Source organism: Streptomyces subrutilus (assembly GCF_001746425.1).
Lineage (GTDB): Bacteria > Actinomycetota > Actinomycetes > Streptomycetales > Streptomycetaceae > Streptomyces > Streptomyces subrutilus_A.
Genome location: NZ_MEHK01000001.1, coordinates 2,323,785 through 2,343,850 on the forward strand (window position 1 = coordinate 2,323,785; position 20,066 = coordinate 2,343,850).

General features: G+C 72.1%; 13 protein-coding genes. 8 read left to right on the plus strand and 5 right to left on the minus strand.

Going from position 1 to position 20,066, the window contains the following annotated elements:
• Positions 1 to 62 precede the first annotated feature (62 nt).
• From BGK67_RS11510 to BGK67_RS11520, 3 genes are read left to right on the plus strand one after another with little or no spacing between them, the layout of a single operon-like run.
• Complete coding sequence (locus tag BGK67_RS11510; RefSeq protein WP_069919997.1) at positions 63 to 1,955, plus strand: phosphatidylglycerol lysyltransferase domain-containing protein; 1,893 nt, start codon at positions 63 to 65, stop codon at positions 1,953 to 1,955.
• Positions 1,952 to 2,668 carry a hypothetical protein gene (locus tag BGK67_RS39440; RefSeq protein WP_069919998.1) on the plus strand — a complete coding sequence of 239 codons (717 nt, stop codon included), beginning with the start codon at positions 1,952 to 1,954 and terminating at the stop codon, positions 2,666 to 2,668. The genes BGK67_RS11510 and BGK67_RS39440 overlap by 4 nt, the downstream gene beginning before the upstream one ends.
• A gap of 43 nt (positions 2,669 to 2,711) precedes the next feature.
• Positions 2,712 to 3,932: a sensor histidine kinase gene (locus BGK67_RS11520; RefSeq protein ID WP_069919999.1), complete on the plus strand. Its 1,221-nt coding sequence runs from the start codon at positions 2,712 to 2,714 to the stop codon at positions 3,930 to 3,932.
• Between the two features lie 284 nt (positions 3,933 to 4,216).
• Here the strand turns inward: BGK67_RS11520 and BGK67_RS11525 are convergent, their stop codons facing one another.
• From BGK67_RS11525 to BGK67_RS11545, 5 genes are all read right to left on the minus strand, one after another.
• Positions 4,217 to 5,029: an endo alpha-1,4 polygalactosaminidase gene (locus tag BGK67_RS11525; RefSeq protein ID WP_069920000.1), complete on the minus strand. Its 813-nt coding sequence runs from the start codon at positions 5,027 to 5,029 to the stop codon at positions 4,217 to 4,219.
• Positions 5,026 to 5,676 (minus strand): spherulation-specific family 4 protein, encoded by a 651-nt coding sequence (locus BGK67_RS11530; protein ID WP_069923790.1) that lies wholly within the window; start codon positions 5,674 to 5,676, stop codon positions 5,026 to 5,028. Before BGK67_RS11530 ends, BGK67_RS11525 begins: the two co-directional genes overlap by 4 nt.
• Before the next feature lie 50 nt (positions 5,677 to 5,726).
• The gene (locus BGK67_RS11535) at positions 5,727 to 7,253 is read right to left on the minus strand and encodes a hypothetical protein (RefSeq protein ID WP_069920001.1); all 1,527 of its coding nucleotides are present in this window, start codon (positions 7,251 to 7,253) and stop codon (positions 5,727 to 5,729) included.
• Entirely contained in the window at positions 7,250 to 8,776 is a 1,527-nt protein-coding gene (gene pelF, locus BGK67_RS11540; RefSeq protein WP_069920002.1) for a GT4 family glycosyltransferase PelF, read from the minus strand. Before pelF ends, BGK67_RS11535 begins: the two co-directional genes overlap by 4 nt.
• A 95-nt stretch (positions 8,777 to 8,871) precedes the next feature.
• A complete protein-coding gene (locus BGK67_RS11545; RefSeq protein WP_069920003.1) occupies positions 8,872 to 10,899 on the minus strand; it encodes a hypothetical protein in 2,028 nt (675 codons plus the stop codon).
• Between the two features lie 345 nt (positions 10,900 to 11,244).
• On the opposite strand from BGK67_RS11545, the gene BGK67_RS11550 reads away from it, so the two are divergent.
• The 5 genes from BGK67_RS11550 to aceE all read left to right on the plus strand — a co-directional run bounded on the left by BGK67_RS11550 (position 11,245) and on the right by aceE (position 20,003).
• On the plus strand, positions 11,245 to 12,786 hold the full coding sequence (locus BGK67_RS11550) for a leucyl aminopeptidase (RefSeq protein WP_069920004.1): 1,542 nt from the start codon (positions 11,245 to 11,247) through the stop codon (positions 12,784 to 12,786).
• A gap of 300 nt (positions 12,787 to 13,086) precedes the next feature.
• Positions 13,087 to 14,475, plus strand: a complete 1,389-nt coding sequence (lpdA, locus tag BGK67_RS11555; protein ID WP_069920005.1) for a dihydrolipoyl dehydrogenase — start codon at positions 13,087 to 13,089, stop codon at positions 14,473 to 14,475.
• Between the two features lie 52 nt (positions 14,476 to 14,527).
• Complete coding sequence (sucB, locus tag BGK67_RS11560) at positions 14,528 to 16,342, plus strand: 2-oxoglutarate dehydrogenase, E2 component, dihydrolipoamide succinyltransferase (RefSeq protein WP_069920006.1); 1,815 nt, start codon at positions 14,528 to 14,530, stop codon at positions 16,340 to 16,342.
• A gap of 131 nt (positions 16,343 to 16,473) precedes the next feature.
• Positions 16,474 to 17,097, plus strand: coding sequence for a GntR family transcriptional regulator (locus BGK67_RS11565; protein WP_069923791.1), 624 nt, complete (start codon positions 16,474 to 16,476; stop codon positions 17,095 to 17,097).
• A 221-nt stretch (positions 17,098 to 17,318) separates the two neighbouring features.
• The gene (gene aceE / locus BGK67_RS11570; protein ID WP_069920007.1) at positions 17,319 to 20,003 is read left to right on the plus strand and encodes a pyruvate dehydrogenase (acetyl-transferring), homodimeric type; all 2,685 of its coding nucleotides are present in this window, start codon (positions 17,319 to 17,321) and stop codon (positions 20,001 to 20,003) included.
• Positions 20,004 to 20,066: the final 63 nt, after the last annotated feature.

Genomic DNA, 20,066 nt, shown 5'->3' on the forward strand with positions numbered 1-20,066 from the left:
TGACCAGTCCGCGATTCCCGGACCCAGCCGCCGTGTTCGGCGATGCCCCATAAGATCGCTTTATGGGAGAGGTCCGTTTGAGCAGGGCAGAGACCGACCGCGGCACCGTACGGGTACCCGGACCGGCATCGGGCAGGAGAGAGACCGGCGGCGACCCCGCCGGCAAGGGGGCGGGGGGCGGCCGGGAGACCGGCCGGGGGAGCACCCGTTCACGGCGCGGCGCCGCGTTCGCGGTCTGGTACCTGCGGGCCGTCACCTTCGTCAACTTCCTGAGCGCGGTGTGGGTTTCGCTCGGACAGGACCTGCGCCGGCACAACGCCGCGGACTTCTACACCCCGTACCTGCTCACGGCCGGCTTCGCCTCCGGGCTCTTCTGCCTGCTGCTGGCGGTCACCATGGGCCGCCGCAAGCGGGCCGCCTGGATCCTGAACCTCGTCCTGAGCGGGATGCTGCTGCTCGAATTCGCCCGCGCCGCCTTCGTGCCCTGCTCGTGGGGACCCGAGGTGTGCTACCCGGAGTTCCGCGAACACCCGCAGAACTGGGTCTCGCTGGGCCTGACGGCGGCCTTCGTCATCGCCCTGCTGCTGGGCCGCCGGGAGTTCTACGCGAGGGGCGACCGCTCCAACCCGGCGCTGGCCACCCTCGTCGCGGCCGTCGGCCTGCTGGTCACCTCGCTGGTCGCGGCCCTGCTCGTCGGCGCCACCAACACCGCCGAGGACAGCGCCGGGGCCACCTTCCTGACCCGCTGGCGGTACGGGGCCATGCGGCTGATCACCCTGGACCCGGACGCCCGGGCCTACGGCACGATCGACACCCCCGGCTGGGTGGACGTCTTCGTCAACGTGATGTCGATGCTGCTGCTGCTCGCCGTGCTGTTCGCGGCCTTCCGCTCGCGCCGCGCCGTCGACCCGCTCTCCGAGGAGGACGAGGAGCGGCTGCGGGCGCTGCTCGCCCGGCAGGGGGACCGCGATTCGCTCGGCTACTTCGCGCTGCGCCGCGAGAAGTCGGTCGTCTGGTCCCCCACCGGCAAGGCCGCCGTCACCTACCGCGTCGTCGGCGGGGTCTCCCTGGCCTCCGGCGACCCGATCGGCGACCCCGAGGCGTGGCCCGGCGCCATCGAGCCGTGGCTGGCCGAGGCCCGGGAGCACGGCTGGGTGCCGGCCGTAATGGGCGCGAGCGAGGAAGCCGGGCAGATCTACGCGCGGCACGGCCTGGACGCGCTGGAGCTCGGCGACGAGGCGATCGTGGAGACCGCCGAGTTCACCCTGGAGGGCCGGGCCATGCGGACCGTCCGGCAGGCGTACAACCGCGTCAAGCGGGCCGGGTACACCGTACGGATCCGCCGTCACGCCGACATCCCCGCCGAGGAGATGGACGAGCTGGTGAAGCGGGCCGACGACTGGCGCGACGGGGCGACCGAGCGCGGCTTCTCGATGGCGCTGGGCCGGCTGGGCGACCCGGACGACGGCCAGTGCGTGATGCTGGAGTGCACCGACGGCAACGGCGACCTGCGGGCGGTGCTGTCCTTCGTGCCGTGGGGGTCGGCGGGCCTGTCGCTGGACCTGATGCGCCGTGACCGGGACTCCGAGAACGGCCTGATGGAGTTCATGGTCATCGAACTCCTGGAACGCTCCAAAGAGATCGGGGTCGGCCAGGTCTCGCTGAACTTCGCTATGTTCCGGTCCGTCTTCGAGCGCGGGTCCCGGCTCGGCGCGGGTCCGGTGCTGCGGATGTGGCGCTCGCTGCTGAGCTTCTTCTCCCGCTGGTGGCAGATCGAGTCCCTCTACCGGGCCAACGCCAAATACCGGCCGATCTGGGAACCGCGGTTCATGCTCTTCGAGAAGAGTTCGGACCTGCTGCGGATCGGTATCGCGGCGGGCCGGGCCGAAGGCTTCCTGGAGGCCCCCGGCCTGCCGAAGTGGCTGCACCGCAAACACCTGGAGACCCGGCGTTGACAGTGTGGAACACCTCCGCTTTCGGGCGGTTCGCCCGCCGTGAGTGGGGTCCCCTGTTCCGGACCGTCCGGGAGGCGCTCGTCCGCGACCGGTGGCGGGCGATCCCGATGACCCTCGGGGCGGTCTGCCTGACCTCGGTCTTCCAGATCGTGCAGAACACCTCCTGGGGTTTCCAGCCGGTCCAGGACCTCGGCTCGGTCAAGGCCGTCGACCCGCTCTGGCTGGCTCTGCTGCGCACGCCCCTGTCGCTCTTCGTGCCCGCCCTCGACCTGCCGGTGTGGGGCGAGCTCGCGCAGATCCTGCTCGTCTTCGGGATCGCGGAGATCTGCGTCGGCTGGTGGCGCACGCTGGTGATCGGGTACGTGGCCACGCTCGCCGGGACCACCTACGCGCGGATCGGGCTCGCGCTGGGCCCGGACCACCCCCTGGGCCTGCCGGTGTCCGACCGGCTCGTCAACGACACCGGCCCCTCGGCGGCGGTGGTCGGCCTGGCCGTCTACGTGTGCTGGCGCTACCGGGCGTACGCCACCGGCGCCGTGGTGGTGCTGGTGATGATCGGCGAGGTGCTGGTCAAGAACAACCTGGCGGGCAAGGAGCACCTCGCGGCCATCGCCGCCGTGATGGCCCTGTGCGCGGGCCGGGCGACGTGGGGGCGGCGCACCCGCCGGCCGCTGGGCGGGCCCCCGCCGCGGCTGGACACCCGGCCGGAGTGAGACGGCCGGACGGGCCGTGCGGGGCAGGCCGTACCGTATCGGGGTGACGACAGACCTCGGGCGTTTCGCGCCCACCCGGCAGTGGATGCGGGCCCATCCGCTCGCCACCGATGCCGTGCTCGCGTTCGGGGCACTCGTCTGCATGGTCCTCGGCTCCTTCGCCGATCCGCACGGCCCGCACGGGCCGACCTTCGGGACGCGCGACCCCGGCCCGTTCTCGCTGGTGCTGATGCTGTTCGGCGCGGCCGTCCTGGTGTTCCGGCGCCGGCGGCCCCGGGCCGTGCTGGCCGTGGCCTGCGGGCTCTCGCTGCTGGAGCTGACCACCGGCGAGCCGCGGGCGCCCGTCGCCATGTGCACGGTGATCGCCCTGTACACGGTGGCCGCGTCCACCGACCGGCCCACGACCTGGCGGATCGGGCTGCTCACCATGGCCGGTCTGACGGGCGTGGCCATGCTCGCGGGACCGCTGCCCTGGTACGCGCAGGAGAACCTCGGCATCTTCGCCTGGACCGGGATGGCCGCCGCCGCCGGGGACGCCGTGCGCAGCCGGCGGGCCTTCATCGACGCGATTCGGGAGCGGGCCGAGCGCGCCGAGCGGACCCGGGACGAGGAGGCACGGCGGCGGGTCGCCGAGGAGAGGCTGCGGATCGCCCGTGACCTGCACGACGTGGTGGCGCACCACATCGCCCTGGTCAACGTCCAGGCGGGGGTGGCCGCGCACGTCATGGACAAGCGGCCGGACCAGGCCAAGGAGGCGCTGGCGCACGTACGGGACGCCAGCCGGTCGGCGCTGAACGAACTGCGGGCCACCGTCGGGCTGCTGCGGCAGTCCGGTGACCCGGAGGCGCCGACCGAGCCGGCGCCCGGGCTGGCGGTCCTGGACGAGCTGGTGGACACCTTCCGGCACGCCGGGCTGCCGGTGGAGGTCATCGTCCAGCTGGGTCCCGAGCCGGGGCCGCTGCCGGCCGCGGTGGACCTGGCGGCGTACCGGGTGGTCCAGGAGGCGCTGACCAACGTGCGCAAGCACGCGGGGCCGGGGGCCAAAGCCGAGGTCAGCGTGGTGCGGGTGGGGCCGTCGGTGGAGGTGACCGTGCTGGACGACGGCGGCGACTGCGCGGACGGCGCGCCGGCCGCGGCGGAGCCCGGCGGCTGCCACGGGCTGCTCGGCATGCGCGAACGGGCCACCGCCCTGGGCGGCTCCTGCTTCGCGGGCCCCCGCTTCGGCGGCGGCTACCGGGTCCACGCGATCCTGCCGCTGGCCTAGCCGGCCGCCCATCACGCCTCGGCCGGGCGATATTCAGCCCCTGCGGCGTTTGAGGAGCGGGTCCGGGCAGAGCCCGGTGCCCGGCGGAGCCGGGTTCCGGGGGCTCCGCCCCAGACCCCGCGCCTCAAACGCCGGCGGGGCTGAATTTGCCCGGCCGAGGCGGGATGGACCCGGCCAGGCCGGCTGGGCCCGGCCAAACTGGATGGGCGGAGCCGGCGGCACGGGCAGAGCTGGTGGCGGGCGCGGAGCGAGTGACAGGCGCAAAACTGGCGGCAGGCGCGGAGCTAGCGGCAGGCGCGGCGCCACGCGTCCAGGTCGTAGCGCTTCTGGAGCGAGCTCAGTCCCAGCTCGCGCGAGCGCGCGCAGAAGCGGTCCACCGACAGCTCGTACTCCACGTGGAAGACGGCCTTGCCCGCTTCGACGAACGGGGTCAGTTTCTCGCACTCGCGGTACTGGGCGCACTGCTCGTTGACCGCGAAGTCGAACTCGCCGACGAGCTCCGGGATCTGGTCGAGGTCGTTCTTCAGGCCGACCGCCAGGCCCCGGTCGTGGGCGAGCTTCGCGATCAGCCGGTTGTAGCGCAGCTGGTCCTCGGCGGTGAGCGGGAAGCCCGAGGTGTTGCGGTAGCCGTCCATGTTGTCGGGCTCCACCGCGTCGAAGCCCTTGTCCCGGCACATGTCGAAGCGTTTGGCCATCAACGGTTCCAGCTCGGTCAGCCGCCGGATGTCGAGCCAGCGCTCGCCCTCCCAGCCGTTGCCCTTGCCGATCATCGTCTTGGGGAAGTCGTCCGCGTCGGGCCGGAAGTCCTCCCAGGCGCCGGTGGACAGGTAGCAGATGGTCTTGCGGCCGGCCTTCTTCAGGGCGGCGACCTGCTCCTTGGTGGTGGTGAACCCGTCCACGTCGTACACGGGCGCCTGCACCGACAGGTCGAGCCTGCCGGTGAGCTGCCACTGCCAGCCGACGCCCGGCGGCGGCCGCCAGCGCTCCCCCGGCGCCTGGTCGGGCCACGGGTACGCCTCGCCGTCGTCCGGCGGGTCCGCGGTGCAGGCGGTGAGCAGCAGCAGCGCCACGACCAGCAGGGCGGCGAAACGCTTCATCCGGCGGCCTCCAGGGCGTACGGCAGGGTCCCCCACGGGTGCGCTCCGGTCCCGGGGACCGCGCAGTGCACCCCTGCCCGCCTCTCGTGGGCGAGTTGGGCGGCGGGCGCGTCCGGCGGGACCGCGTACACGAGGTGGCAGAACCGCTGGGCGGGGTGGTCGGCGGTCCAGGGCGGCGCTGTGGCCGCGTCCCGGTAGGCGTCCCAGGGGCCCTCGAAGGTGACGAGCAGGTCGGCGAGCGCGGCGTACCCGGGGTGCGGGTGGACGCCGTGGTTCAGGACGAGGGTACGGGCTCCGGCCGCCCGGGCGGCGACGGCGAGCCGGCCGTAGTGGGGCAGGAGTTCCGGCTCGGCGCAGGCCTGGTCGAGGAAGGCGCCGTCGGCCCCGTACCAGTCGCGGTGGCGCAGCAGGTCCTGGACCACGTCCGCGTGGGGGCGCCGTCCGTAGTCGGTGTCGACGTAGCCGAGGACGGACACCCCGGCGTCCCGCAGCCGCCCGGCCACGGCGGCGAACCGTTCGTCGGGGGCGCTGCCCGGCCCGTTGTCGGGGTTGAGCACCACGGAGTGCAGCCGTCCCGCGGAGCGGATCAGCAGCTCCCACTCGTCGGGCCGGTCGGCGGGGTGCTCGTAGAGCGGCACCAGCAGCATGGGGTCCTTCTCGTACGGGGTCACGGGTATCGGCGGTGGGGTCGGCGGCATCAGCGGTGGGCCGTCGCCCGGCCGAGCAGCAGGCAGACCAGCGCGGCCAGCGCCGCGGCGGCCGCGCCCGCCACCGCGAGCTGGACCAGCCGGGGCTGCCCCAGTCCGGTCAGCAGGGCCAGGCTCTGGGCGACGGCGGCCGAGGCGCAGACCACGGCCGCCGGCCGGACCGCGCCGAAGGACTGGAGCAGCAGTCCGGTCCACATCACGGCCCCGAGCAGGAGCAGGGTCGAGACGCGGGCCCCGGTGAGGGCCGGGGCGTCCGGCCAGAGCAGGGTGCCGCTCACCCCGAGGACGAGCAGCACCACCAGGTACACGGCGAGGCACTGGGCGAGGGTGGCGAGCATGCGCCGCCGGAAGGACCGGGGGGAGCGGGCCGCCCGGAGCCCGGCGAGGCTGCCGCTGCGGAAGCGGTGCAGCAGCCATTCGGCGGGGCCCATGCTGAGGGTGAGGGCCACCGCCGAGGGGGCGGCGACGGCCTCGGCGGGTCCGCCGGCGAGGACCTCGCCGAGGGCGGCGTACAGCACGAGCAGGCCGGTACCGAGGCCGAAGACCCCGTACGGGACGGACTCCCCCAGCCGGGGGCCGCGCGCCGCGTACTCCTCCTCGGCGCCGCGCAGCATCTGCCAGCGCACCGGGCCGGTGCCGGGCCTGCGGACCCACCAGCCGCGGACCCGGGCCGCGGCGGCCCGGGCGCCCTCGGCCAGCGGGAGTTCCCGTGCGGCCAGGGTGCAGGCGGCCAGCAGGGAGACCCCGAGCAGGGTCGTGCGCACCGGCACGGGCAGGTCCACGAAGAGCACGAGCAGGGCCCCGGCGGCCATCGGGCCGAGGGCGGCGAGCAGGAGCCGCTCCCGGCCGAGGACGAGCAGGACGGTGGCGGCCCCGACGTAGACGGCCTGCCCGGCGGCGAAGGCGTACGAGAAGGGCGGCCCGCCGGGCACGGCCATGGCGGCGGCGGTGCCCAGCAGGGATCCGGCGGGTGCTCCGGCGAGCAGGGTCCGCCCGGCGGCGGCCCGGTCGCCGAGCCCGAGCCAGGAGTAGGCCCGGTGGGAGAGGGCCTGGTCCCAGACCCAGCCGATGAGCGCTCCGGCGAGCAGGGTGAGGGTTCCGGCGGGCAGGCCGAGGCGGTCGGGCGGGCCGTCGAGCAGGGGCGCGCCGAGCAGGTAGGCGAGCCCGGGCAGGGCGAAGATCACCCCGCGCAGGAGGCAGGCGGTGAGGGAGACCTTCCAGGGGTCGGGGGTGTCCTCGGGCTCCGGGAAGGAGCGGGGCACCCGGGCGTAGAGCTCCTCGGCGAGGGCGAAGGAGTCGTGGCGGCCGTAGGTGAGCCGGATGTACTCGTCGGTCATGCCGTCGGATTCGAGGACGGCGGCGATCTCGTCGGGGTGGACGGCGGCGGCGGCCAGTCCGTCCAGGCGGGACAGCAGCTCGTCGATGGGGTCGGCGGCGGCCGGGCCCGCGCGGCGCGGCCTGGGGATCGCGGGCAGGGTGTCCCCGCCCGGGGTTTTCAGCCAGAGGGATCCGCTCACCACAGGCTCCCGTCGGCCGCGAGTTCCCGGTACCAGGGGTCGGCGAGCCGCTGGGTCCACTCGTCGCCGGCGCGGACGGGCAGGACGGGCTGGCCGGCGAGTTCGCGGTAGATGTGCCGGAAGCCGTCCACGGACTGGTGGAGGGTGAACTTCTCCACGACGCGTTTGCGGGCCGCCCGGCCGAGCTCGGCGCGGCGTCCGGGGTCGCGGAGCAGGGCGAGGGTGGCGCGGGCCATGGTCTCGGGTTCGCGCGGCGGGACGACCAGGCCGGTGTCGCCGACGGCCTCGCGGACGCCGCCCACGTCGGTGGAGACGGTGGTGCGGCCGCAGGACATGGCCTCGATGATGCTGAAGGGGAAGCCCTCGCTGATGGAGGAGAGCATCACGATGCTGCCGGCCGCGTAGGCCCGGGCGACCTGCTCGATGCGCCCCTCGTAGGAGATCCCGTCGCCGATGCCCAGGTCGGCGGCGAGCTTCTCCAGCCGGAGCTTGTACTCCTCGCAGCCCACCGGGACGGGCCCGAACAGGCGCAGGCGCAGCGCGGGCAGTTCCTCGCGCATGAAGGCGTAGGCGCGGATGAGGGTTTCGAGGTCCTTGATGGGGTCGATGCGGCCGCACCAGCTGAGGGTGGGCACCTCGGGTTCGGGGCCGGCCTCGGGGAAGGCGTGCGGGTCGACACCGTTGTAGACGGTCCGGATCCGGTCGGAGGCGGCCCCTCCGCGCTCTTCCCAGCGGCGGTTGTACTGGTTGCAGGGGGTGATCAGGTCGGCTTGCCGGTACCCCTCGGTGTTGAGCTCGCGGTAGAAGCCGAGCAGGAGGGCCTTGACGGGCCAGCGCTGGGCGGCCGAGCGGTAGCCGAGGTAGCGCTCGCGCAGGTAGATGCCGTGCTCGGTGAGGAGGAAGGGCACCTCGTCGAGGTACTTGGCGGCGAGGGCGGGGAGGGTGGCGAGGCCGCTGCTGACGGCGTGCGCGACGCTGTCGGGCGGGATCCGCACGCAGAGCGGGCGCAGCGCGTGTTCCAGCAGGTCGGTGGCGGTGAGCGCGTCGTGGACGGTGGGCGCGGCGGCCGCGGTCGTCAGGCCCGGGCGGGTCCACAGGGTCATCAGCAGCCGGAGCACGGACTCGGAGCGCAGGGCCGGGGCGAGGCGGCCGGCGCGGGCCAGGGCGGCCATCTCGCGCAGGGCTTCGGAGAAGCGGTGGTCGCCGGGGCCGCCGGCGGGTTCGAGCAGGGAGAGCAGGAAGGTTTCGTAGACCTCGGTGAAGCGGCGGTGGGCCTTGCCCCGCAGGGCGGTCCGGCGGCTCCGTCCGGGGGGAGCCCCCCACAGCGGTACGGAGGTGTGCCGGTAGACGTTGCGCGGCAGCTCCCAGGTGACCGGCTCGCGTCCGGAGCCGGTCAGGGCTATGACGTTGAAGTCGACCTCCGGCATACCGCGGACCAGCTGGTCGCACCAGGTGCTGACGCCCCCGTGGACGTGCGGATACGTGCCTTCGGTGAGCATGGTGACATGGCGCCCATGGCTCATGCGGTGTGTCCCCCCAGGACGTGAAAGGGGCCGGCGCCCGTTGTTTCGCGGAGCGCCGGCGCTCGTGTTACTCGGCTTGCGGAAGGCCCGTACGGTCAGCTGGGCAGCTTGAGCGTGACGGCGCTCTGGAGCAGTTCGGGTGCGGTCCAGGTGGAGCGGGTGCCGGCGTAGGCGGTGCCGAAGTCGGCCGAGCCGAGCAGGAGCTGCTTCTTGGTGCCGTTCGGGGCGGTGACCGGGGCGACGACTCCGGAGGGCGCCTTGACGGTGACGGCGGTGCCGATCCGGTAGGCGGTGACCCTGCCCTCGGCGAGCGCCTTGTCCCAGGCGGCGCGGCGGCCGAGCTCGACGCCGGCCTCCTTCATGGTCTGGTTGACGAGGGGGGCGCTGGGCGCGTAGAGGGACCGGTAGGTGTCGAGGACCTGGTCGAGCACCGGGTAGAGGGTGCGGTCCTCGGCGAGGTTGGACTGGTGGACGTAGTGCGGGCGCGGGTCGTTGGCCAGCACGTGGCGCAGGGCGGTCCGGGCCTCCTGGGGGACGATGTGCTCCAGGTAGCCGGTGTTCACGTCCACCGGGGCCGGCAGGCAGGTGGAGGTCGCCGGGTTGTCCTCGCAGACGCCGCTGCCGCCGTGCGCGCGGCTGGTGTAGATCCAGTTGTACTCGTCGGCCATCTCGGCGTTGGTGCCCGTGTTGTAGTACACGTTCATCGGGTGCCGGGGCACCGTCAGCGCGGAGCCGAGGGCCCGCTGCGCGGGTTCGCGGGAGTTGTCGCTGCCCGCCCACTTCACGCCGTTGTCGGCGAGGGCGCCGGCCAGGTTGGGGTTGTCCTGGGGCTGCTGCGGGTTGGTCTTGAGGCCCGAGTGCTCGCCGGTGACGAGCTCGGTCCGGTCGGTGGCGATGCCCTTGGACGCGGCCCAGTTGTTGTTGTCGCGGATCTGCGCGGAGATCTCGGCGCGGCTCATGTACTGGATCGCGCCCTGGGCGTTCTTGACGCAGGTCCAGGGGATGGTGGCGGTGTTCTGGACGCAGCCGAGGAAGGGGTGGGTGTAGGTGTGGTTCATCCAGCGGTACTTGGCCCGGTCGGCGACGAGCTGGGCGGTGAGGGCGTCGGTGCCGCCGTTCTCCGCCTTCCACTCCTCACCGGCGCCCCCGTTGAAGAGCATGTCGAGCTTGAAGTTCTTGGAGGTCTGCCACTGCGCCGCGTACTGGGCGTCGGCGGCGGTCATCCGGATGGTGCTCTCCTTGCCCTCGCCGCCCGGGCAGGCGTAGTCGCCGGGCGTGCAGTTGAGCTCCTTGTTCCAGCGGGCGTCCGGCGCGAAGACGTCGTCGACGTGGACCGCGAAGTAGCTGCGGCTCTGCCCGAGGTGGACCCCCTGGGTGAGCCAGTCGACGATGCCGCGGGCCAGCAGCCGGAACTGCTGCTGGTACTGGTTGTAGCCGAAGGTGACGACGAGCTCGCTGCGCCCGTCGTGGGTGTACTCGCCGACGAGCGAGGCGCGTCCGGAGCCGACGGGGGCGTCGAGGTAGCTGGTGTAGCCGGGCCGCGGCTTGCCCATGAACCCGAAGCTCTCCGGAACGAGGGCGGAGTTGTCCTCGAAGGCGACTTGACCTCCGAGGTAGGCGAAGGGCCCCGCCTTGCCGGCCGGGGTCACCGCGGCCTGGGTGCCGTCGAGCTGGCCGCTGTAGCCGCCGTTGTCGGTGTACTCGAGGCCGACGCCGGGGTGGGCCCAGGTGTAGGCGTCGACCTGGCGGATCCCGTACGCCGTCTCGTACGCGGTGAGCGCGGCCATCTCGGCGGAGCCCTCGCCGAAGGGGTTCTCGTTCGGCAGGACGACGCCCTGGTACTTGGCGCGGGGACGGCCGTCCACCGTGTCGCTGAGGAAGCCGGCGTCGATGACCGGGCGGCCGCTGCTGCCCAGTTGGACACGGGTGTACGGGACTCCGGTGTCGCGGAGTTCCGCGGTGATGGCCTCGACCGAGCTGCCGCCGTCGTCGACGACCAGCACCTTCAGGTCGATGCGCGGCGCCACGGCCGCCTGGGCGGTCGCGGCGGGTACTGCCACGGACACCAGGGCCGCCGCGGCCATGGCGGCGGCGAGCCTGTTCATCCGGTTCTTGTTGACCATTTCGGCCTTTCCCCCCGCAGGCATCCCTCGACGCGGCCCATGGCGGTCGGCCGGGCCGGGGAGGCTCTGTGGAAATCATGCAAAGGAACCCCGCGTCCCCTTGCGAGAGTGGACCGAGTCTTTCGGACCTCGTCAGGTCTACGGGGCAAACCTGGAGCAGAGTCCACGGATGGGTGAATCTCCAGGCTTCTTGATCGAACAACTTGCCAAACCTTCGAGTGGCGTGCGGCAGAGTCCCTACGCGTAGGCTCATTTCTGGCAGCCGTCGGACCGGAATACGATCGCCACGGATGGCCGTCCACCCACTCGGCCCACACACACAAACGGAAGCGAGACTTCACCACCGTGACTGCTCTGACTCTCAGCACTGCCGGCGCGGCGACGCTGCGCGCCGACGCCCTCGTCGTCGGTGTCGCCAAGGGCCCGAAGGGTCCGGTCGTCGCCGCGGGCGCCGAGGCCGTGGACAAGGCGTACGACGGAAAGCTCGCCACCGTGCTCGACGCCGTCGGCGCCGCGGGCGCCGAAGGGGAGATCACCAAGCTGCCGGCCCCGGCGGGCCTGAAGGTCCCGGTCGTGCTGGCGGTCGGACTCGGCTCCGTCCCCGAGAAGGACGAGTCGTTCGACGAAGAGGTGCTGCGCCGCGCCGCCGGCGCCGCCGCCCGCGCCCTGCACGGCTGCAAGAAGGCCGGCTTCGCCCTCCCCCTGGACGACGCCTCCGCCGTGACCGCCGTCGCCGAGGGCGCGCTGCTGGGCGCGTACACCTTCACCGCCTACCAGGGCGGCGACACGAAGACCTCCAAGAACGCCGACAAGAACGGCGGCCCCAAGCAGCCGCTCGGCGAGATCGCCCTGCTCGGCGCCAAGCCGCGCGACAAGGAGCACAAGGCCGCGGCCGAGCGCGCCACGGTCGTCGCGACCGAGGTCAACATCGCCCGCGACCTGGTCAACACCCCGCCGAACGACCTCACCCCCGAGGCCTTCGCCGCCGTCGCCTCCGCGACCGCGAAGGAGAACGGCGTCAAGGTCCAGGTCCTGGACGAGAAGGCCCTGGTCAAGGGCGGCTACGGCGGCATCATGGGCGTCGGCAAGGGCTCCGACAACCCGCCGCGCCTGGTGAAGCTCTCCTACACCCACCCCAAGGCGGAGAAGACCCTGGCCTTCGTCGGCAAGGGCATCACCTACGACTCGGGCGGCATCTCCCTGAAGCCGGCCGGCCACAACGAGACGATGAAGTGCGACATGGCCGGCGCCGCCGCCGTCTTCGCCTCCGTCGTCGCGGCCGCGAAGCTGGGCCTGCAGGTCAACGTCACCGGCTGGCTCGCCCTCGCCGAGAACATGCCCTCCGGCACCGCCACCAAGCCGGGCGACGTGCTGCGCATGTACAGCGGCAAGACCGTCGAGGTCCTCAACACGGACGCGGAGGGCCGCCTGGTCCTCGGGGACGCGCTGACCCGTGCCTCCGAGGAGAACCCGGACGCGATCGTCGACGTGGCCACCCTGACCGGCGCGATGATGGTGGCCCTGGGCAACCGCACCTTCGCGATCATGTCGAACGACGACGCCTTCCGCACCTCGGTCCACGAGATCGCCGAGGAGGTCGGCGAGTCCTCGTGGCCGATGCCGCTCCCCGCCGAGCTGCGCAAGTCCATCGACTCCCCCACCGCCGACATCGCGAACATGGGCGAGCGCATGGGCGGCGGCCTGGTGGCCGGCATCTTCCTGAAGGAGTTCGTCGGCGAGGGCATCACCTGGGCCCACCTCGACATCGCCGGCCCCGCCTTCCACGAGGGCGCGCCGTTCGGCTACACCCCCAAGGGCGGCACCGGCTCCGCCGTGCGCACCCTGGTGCGGCTGGCCGAGCGTACGGCCACCGGTGACCTGGGCTGATGTAGCCCAGTAGCACCGGATGTGACATGGCTCAAGCCTTGGCCGTCCACTCGATCAAGGCTTGAGCCGCGTTCACCGACAACGAAATCCGTAGGTTTCTACGCACTGGTAACCCTTACTTCGGGCAGAACGACCTGCCACATCGTGGGCCCGGCGTCCCGCGTTCCGCCGACAAATGCGAAGATGGGTTCTCGGCAGGACAGGGCCCCCACCACAGGGCCGAAGAACTAGCGGCCGATTACCAGCCGCCGCCCGGTCACAGAGGACCGGTGCCCGGCGCACATGCATGGAGGACGTGACGTGGCGAACGACGCCAGCACCGTTTTCGACCTAGTGATCCTCGGCGGTGGCAGTGGCGGTTACGCCGCGGCGCTGCGCGCATCCCAGCTGGGTCTGGACGTTGCCCTGATCGAGAAGAACAAGCTCGGCGGCACCTGCCTGCACAACGGCTGCATCCCCACGAAGGCTCTGCTGCACGCGGGCGAGATCGCGGACCAGGCTCGTGAAGCCGCCCAGTTCGGTGTCAAGGCCTCTTTCGAGGGCATCGACATCGCGGGTGTCCACAAGTACAAGGACGAGGTCATCTCGGGCCTGTACAAGGGCCTGCAGGGCCTGGTCGCCTCCCGCAAGGTGACCTACATCGAGGGTGAGGGCCGCCTCTCCTCGCCGACTTCCGTCGACGTGAACGGCCAGCGCGTCCAGGGCCGCCACGTGCTCCTGGCGACCGGCTCCGTGCCGAAGTCGCTGCCGGGCCTGAACATCGACGGCAACCGCATCATCTCCTCGGACCACGCCCTGGTCCTGGACCGCGTGCCCGAGTCCGCCATCGTCCTGGGCGGCGGCGTCATCGGCGTCGAGTTCGCCTCGGCGTGGAAGTCCTTCGGCACCGACGTGACCGTCGTCGAGGGCCTCAAGCACCTCGTCCCGGTCGAGGACGAGAACAGCTCGAAGCTGCTGGAGCGCGCGTTCCGCAAGCGGGGCATCAAGTTCAACCTCGGCACCTTCTTCGACAAGGCCGAGTACACGGAGAACGGCGTGCGCGTCACGCTGGCCGACGGCAAGACCTTCGAGGCCGAGGTGCTGCTGGTCGCCATCGGCCGCGGCCCGGTCTCGCAGGGCCTGGGCTACGAGGAGCAGGGCGTCGCGATGGACCGCGGCTACGTCCTGGTCGACGAGTACATGCAGACCAACGTGCCGACCATCTCGGCCGTCGGCGACCTCGTCCCGACCCTCCAGCTCGCGCACGTCGGCTTCGCCGAGGGCATCCTGGTCGCGGAGCGTCTGGCCGGTCTCAAGACCGTCCCGATCGACTACGACGGTGTCCCGCGCGTCACCTACTGCCACCCCGAGGTCGCTTCCGTCGGCATCACCGAGGCCAAGGCCAAGGAGATCTACGGCGCGGACAAGGTCGTGGCCCTCAAGTACAACCTCGCGGGCAACGGCAAGAGCAAGATCCTCAAGACCGCGGGCGAGATCAAGCTCGTCCAGGTCAAGGACGGTGCCGTGGTCGGCGTCCACATGGTCGGTGACCGGATGGGCGAGCAGGTCGGCGAGGCCCAGCTGATCTACAACTGGGAGGCTCTGCCGGCCGAGGTCGCGCAGCTCATCCACGCGCACCCGACCCAGAACGAAGCGATGGGCGAGGCCCACCTGGCCCTCGCCGGCAAGCCGCTTCACTCCCACGACTAATCGTCCGGGCGCGACGACCACTTCCGCACATTCGTAAGGAGCAACAGAAACCATGTCGGTTTCCGTAACCCTTCCGGCGCTCGGCGAGAGCGTCACTGAGGGCACTGTCACCCGCTGGCTGAAGGCCGAGGGCGAGCGCGTCGAGGCCGACGAGCCGCTGCTCGAGGTCTCGACCGACAAGGTCGACACCGAGATCCCCTCGCCCGTCGCCGGCATCCTGGCCTCCATCAAGGTCGCCGAGGACGAGACCGTCGAGGTCGGCGCCGAGCTGGCCGTCATCGACGACGGTTCGGGCGCCCCGGCCGAGGCCGCGGCTCCGGCCGCCGCCGAGCCCGCTGCCGCCGAGCCCGCCGCCGCCGAGCCCGCTGCCGCTCCGGCTCCGGCCGCGGAGGCCCCCGCGGCTCCCGCCCCGGCCGCCGAGGCCGCCCCCGCCGCTGCCGCGCCTGCGGCGTCCGGCACCGATGTCGTGCTGCCCGCCCTGGGCGAGTCCGTCACCGAGGGCACCGTCACCCGCTGGCTGAAGCAGGTCGGCGAGTCGGTCGAGGCCGACGAGCCGCTGCTCGAGGTCTCCACGGACAAGGTCGACACCGAGATCCCCGCGCCGGTCGCCGGCACCCTGCTGGAGATCCTGGTCGGCGAGGACGAGACCGCCGAGGTCGGCGCCCGTCTGGCCGTCATCGGCGTCGCGGGTGCGGCTCCCGCCGCGGCCCCGGCCGCCGCCGCCCCGGCTCCGGCCGAGGCTGCTGCTCCGGCCGAGGCTGCCGCTCCGGCTCCGGCACAGGCCGCCCCGGCCGCCGCTCCGGCCCAGGCCGCTCCGGCCCCCGCCGCTCCGGCCCAGGCCGCTCCGGCTCCGGCCGCCCCGGCCCCCGCCGCCGCCCCGGCCCCCGCGGCCGCTCCGGCTCCGGTCACGCCCGCCGCTCCCGCCGCCCCGGCTTCCGCCGGCGACGAGGGCGCGTACGTGACCCCGCTGGTGCGCAAGCTCGCCACGGAGTCCGGCGTCAACCTGAACACGGTCACGGGCACCGGCGTCGGTGGCCGCATCCGCAAGCAGGACGTCCTGGCCGCCGCCGAGGCCGCCAAGGCCTCCGCCGCCGCCCCGGCCGCCGCCGCCCCGGCCGCGAAGGCCCCGGCCGCCGCGGTGTCCGAACTGCGCGGTCAGACCGTCAAGATGACCCGCATGCGCAAGGTCATCGGCGACAACATGATGAAGGCCCTGCACTCGCAGGCGCAGCTCAGCTCCGTGGTCGAGGTGGACATCACCAAGATCATGAAGCTGCGCGAGAAGGCCAAGGCCGGCTTCCTCGCCCGCGAGGGCGTCAAGCTGTCCCCGATGCCGTTCTTCGTCAAGGCCGCTGCCCAGGCGCTGAAGGCCCACGCGGTCGTCAACGCCCGGATCAACGAGGACGAGGGCACCATCACCTACTTCGACTCGGAGAACATCGGCATCGCCGTGGACTCCGAGAAGGGCCTGATGACCCCGGTCATCAAGGGTGCGGGCGACCTCAACCTGGCGGGCATCTCCAAGGCGACCGCCGACCTGGCCGCCAAGGTCCGCGGCAACAAGATCACGCCGGACGAGCTGTCGGGCGCGACCTTCACCATCAGCAACACCGGCTCGCGCGGCGCCCTGTTCGACACGGTCATCGTGCCGCCGAACCAGGTCGCCATCCTGGGCATCGGTGCCACGGTGAAGCGCCCGGTCGTCATCGAGACCGCCGAGGGCACCAACATCGGCATCCGCGACATGACGTACCTGACCCTGTCCTACGACCACCGCCTGGTGGACGGCGCGGACGCGGCCCGGTACCTCACGGCCGTCAAGGCCATCCTGGAAGCCGGCGAGTTCGAGGTCGAGCTCGGCCTGTAACCGGTCGGCCTGTAACGAGCCTCACCGTCGGCGCCCCCGTCCGGAATACATCCGGACGGGGGCGCCGCCGTATTGTCTACCCATCAGGCCCCGCATGACCCTGCCAGCCATCAGGAGATGAAGCCCGGATGATCACCCCACCCGTCGTGCACTCGCTGCGCGAGCAGATCCGCGAGCACATCGTGGAGGGGATCGTCAGCGGGCGCTGGAAGCCCGGCGAGCGGATCGTCGAGCGCCGGATCGCCGTGGAGCTGGAGGTCAGCCAGACGCCCGTGCGGGAGGCCCTGCGCGAGTTGGAGACGCTGCGGCTGATCGAGTCGGCGCCGAACAAGGGCGTGCGCGTGCGGAACCTCTCCGCGGCGGACCTGGAGGAGATCTACCCGGTCCGGGCCGGTTTGGAGCAGATCGCGGCCGAGCTGGCCGCGCCCCGCCTGGCGGCGGACTGCTCGGCGCTGGAGCCGCACGTCGCGGCGCTGTGGGAGGCCGACCGGACCGAGGACGGGACCGCACAGGTGCGGCACACCGTCGGGTTCCACCGGGAGATGGTGCGGGCTGCGGGGAACAGCGTGCTCCTGCACACCTGGGAGAGCCTGGGCATCGAGGTGTTCACGGCCCTGTCCATCCGGTGGCTGGGAACCGTCCAGAAGTCCTATGCCGAGGAGCACGAGGCCCTCGTCGAGGCGTTCCGCAGTCAGGACCCGGAGATCGGTCTGCTCGTGAAGCGGCACGTCCTGGGGTGCGCCCCGAGGGCGTGAGCTGCCCGTATTGCCCCCGTCTGCCCGGCACCGGGTGCCTTCTGCGCTGGCACGCGGTGCCGACTTTCGGCAGATGGACGTTTCTTTGTCACTTTTATTTGATCGATCATCGATCAGCGATTTACAGTCGTCGGCGGGCCTCAATCAGGTCCGACGACCCTGTCCTGCCCGTCAGGGATTTTTTCACCACCTCTCCTTTGTCCGGAAGGCGGCGCACACCGATGTCCGACCCCGTAGGAAAGCTTCCGAGCGAGCTCGACCAGCTCCCGGACCGCGACACCGAAGAGACCGCCGAATGGGCGGCCTCCCTCGACGCCGTCGCACAGGCCGCCGGTACGCGCCGCGCCGAATACCTGCTCCGGCGCACCCTCCAGCACGCCGAGGCCGCCGGCCTCGCCCTGCCGAAGCTGCTGGAGACGGACTACGTCAACACCATCCCCACCTCCGCGGAGCCCGAGTTCCCGGGCGACGAGGCGATGGAAGCCAAGATCACCGCATGGAACCGCTGGAACGCGGCCGCCATGGTGACCCGCGGCTCCAAGTACGGCGTCGGCGGCCACATCGCCACCTTCGCCTCGGCGGCGTGGCTGTACGAGACCGGCTTCCAGCACTTCTTCCGCGGGAAGGAGGCCGACGGATCGGGCGACCAGCTCTACATCCAGGGCCACGCCTCCCCCGGCATCTACGCCCGCGCCTTCCTCGACGGCCGGATCTCCGAGCAGCAGCTCGACAACTTCCGCCAGGAGTCCGGCGGCAACGGCCTGCCGTCCTACCCGCACCCGCGGCGCCTGCCGTGGCTGTGGGAGTTCCCGACGGTGTCCATGGGCCTCGGCCCGCTGTCCGCGATCTACCAGGCGCGCTTCAACCGCTACCTGCACAACCGCGGCATCAAGGACACCGCGGGCTCGCACGTCTGGGCCTTCCTCGGCGACGGCGAGATGGACGAGCCCGAGTCGACCGCCGCCCTGGCCCTCGCCTCCCGCGAGCGGCTCGACAACCTGACCTTCGTCATCAACTGCAACCTGCAGCGCCTCGACGGCCCGGTCCGCGCCAACTTCCGCGTGGTCCAGGAGCTGGAGGCCCAGTTCCGCGGCGCCGGCTGGAACGTCATCAAGTCGCTGTGGGGCTCCGCCTGGGACGAGCTGTTCCAGCTCGACACCACCGGCGCCCTCGTACGCCGCCTGCGGGAGGTACCGGACGCGCAGTTCCAGACGTACGCGACCCGCGACGTGGCCTACATCCGCCGGCACTTCTTCGGCGCCGACGCCGAGCTCGTGCAGCTGGCCGCGGTGCTCTCCGACGCGAAGATCGCCGAGTGCTTCCACAGCTCCCGCGGCGGCCACGAGCCCCGCAAGGTCTACGCCGCGTACAAGGCCGCCCTGGAGCACAAGGGCGCGCCGACGGTCATCCTCGCGCAGACCGTCAAGGGCTACACGCTGGGCGCCGGGTTCGAGTCGAAGAACGCGAACCACCAGATGAAGAAGCTGACGATCGACGAGTTCAAGGACATGCGCGACCTCCTCGGCCTCCCGATCCCCGACAGCGCCTTCGCCGACGGCCAGGTCCCGTACGGCCACCCGGGCGCGGACAGCCCCGAGGTCCGGTACCTGAACGAGCGCCGCGCGGCCCTCGGCGGTCCCGCCCCGGCCCGCAAGGTCCACCACGTGGCCCTGCCCGCCCCTGCGGACCGCTCCTTCGCCCCGCTGCTCAAGGGCTCCGGCAAGCAGGAGATGGCCACCACCATGGCCTTCGTCCGGCTCGTCAAGGACCTGATGCGGGACAAGGAGACCGGCAAGCGCTGGGTGCCGATCGTCCCCGACGAGGCCCGCACCTTCGGTATGGAGTCCCTCTTCCCGTCGGCCGGCATCTACTCGCCGCTGGGCCAGACGTACGAGCCGGTCGACCGCGACCAGCTCATGTACTACAAGGAAGCCAAGGACGGCCAGATCCTCAACGAGGGGATCACCGAGGCCGGCGCCATGGCCGACTTCATCGCCGCCTGCACGTCGTACGCGACGCACGGCGAGCCGATGATCCCCTTCTACATCTTCTACTCGATGTTCGGCTGGCAGCGCACCGCCGACCAGATGTGGCAGCTCGCCGACCAGCTCGGCAAGGGCTTCATCGTCGGCGCCACCGCCGGCCGCACCACCCTGACCGGTGAGGGCCTGCAGCACGCGGACGGCCACTCGCACCTGATCGCGTCCACTAACCCGGCGTCGCTCAACTACGACCCGGCCTTCGCGTACGAGATCGCGGTGATCGTCAAGGACGGTCTGCGCCGGATGTACGGCGAGAAGCCGGAAGACGTCTTCTACTACCTGACGGTCTACAACGAGCCGAAGGTGCAGCCCGCGATCCCCGAGGGCGTCGAGGAGGGCATCCTCAAGGGTCTCTACCGCTTCAACACCGCGGCCGACCTCGCGGAGGCGGCCCCGGCCGCCGACGCCCCGCAGATCCAGCTGATGGCCTCCGGTACGGCCATCCACTGGGTGCTGGAGGCGCAGAAGCTGCTCGCCGCCGACTGGAACGTGGCCGCCGACGTCTGGTCCGCCACCTCCTGGGGCGAGCTGCGCCGCGACGCGCTGGAGTGCGACGAGGCGCTGCTGCGCGGCGAGGTCCGCACCCCGTACGTCACTCGCGCGCTGGAAGGCGCCCAGGGCCCGGTGCTCGCCGTGTCCGACTGGATGCGCCAGGTCCCGGACCAGATCAGCCAGTGGGTGGAGCAGGACTACACCTCGCTGGGCACGGACGGCTTCGGCCTGTCCGACACCCGCGAGGGCGCCCGCCGCCACTTCGGTGTCGACGCCCAGTCGATCGTGGTGGCCGCGCTGGCCCAGCTCGCCCGCCGCGGCGAGGTACCGGCGTCCTCCGTCAAGGAGGCCCGGGAGCGCTACGGCCTCTGAGCCGGGTGACCGAACGCGAAAAGGCCGGTGTCCGCCCCGAAAGGGTAGGACACCGGCCTTTCG

Bases quoted from the DNA above. Each gene is read 5' to 3' on its own strand.
- BGK67_RS11510 (WP_069919997.1), top strand. From the start codon at position 63: ATGGGAGAGGTCCGTTTGAGCAGGGCAGAGACCGACCGCGGCACCGTA.
- BGK67_RS11525 (WP_069920000.1), bottom strand. From the start codon at position 5,029: ATGAAGCGTTTCGCCGCCCTGCTGGTCGTGGCGCTGCTGCTGCTCACC.
- BGK67_RS11530 (WP_069923790.1), bottom strand. From the start codon at position 5,676: ATGCTGCTGGTGCCGCTCTACGAGCACCCCGCCGACCGGCCCGACGAG.
- pelF (WP_069920002.1), bottom strand. From the start codon at position 8,776: ATGAGCCATGGGCGCCATGTCACCATGCTCACCGAAGGCACGTATCCG.
- BGK67_RS11545 (WP_069920003.1), bottom strand. From the start codon at position 10,899: ATGGTCAACAAGAACCGGATGAACAGGCTCGCCGCCGCCATGGCCGCG.
- sucB (WP_069920006.1), top strand. From the start codon at position 14,528: ATGTCGGTTTCCGTAACCCTTCCGGCGCTCGGCGAGAGCGTCACTGAG.
- aceE (WP_069920007.1), top strand. From the start codon at position 17,319: ATGTCCGACCCCGTAGGAAAGCTTCCGAGCGAGCTCGACCAGCTCCCG.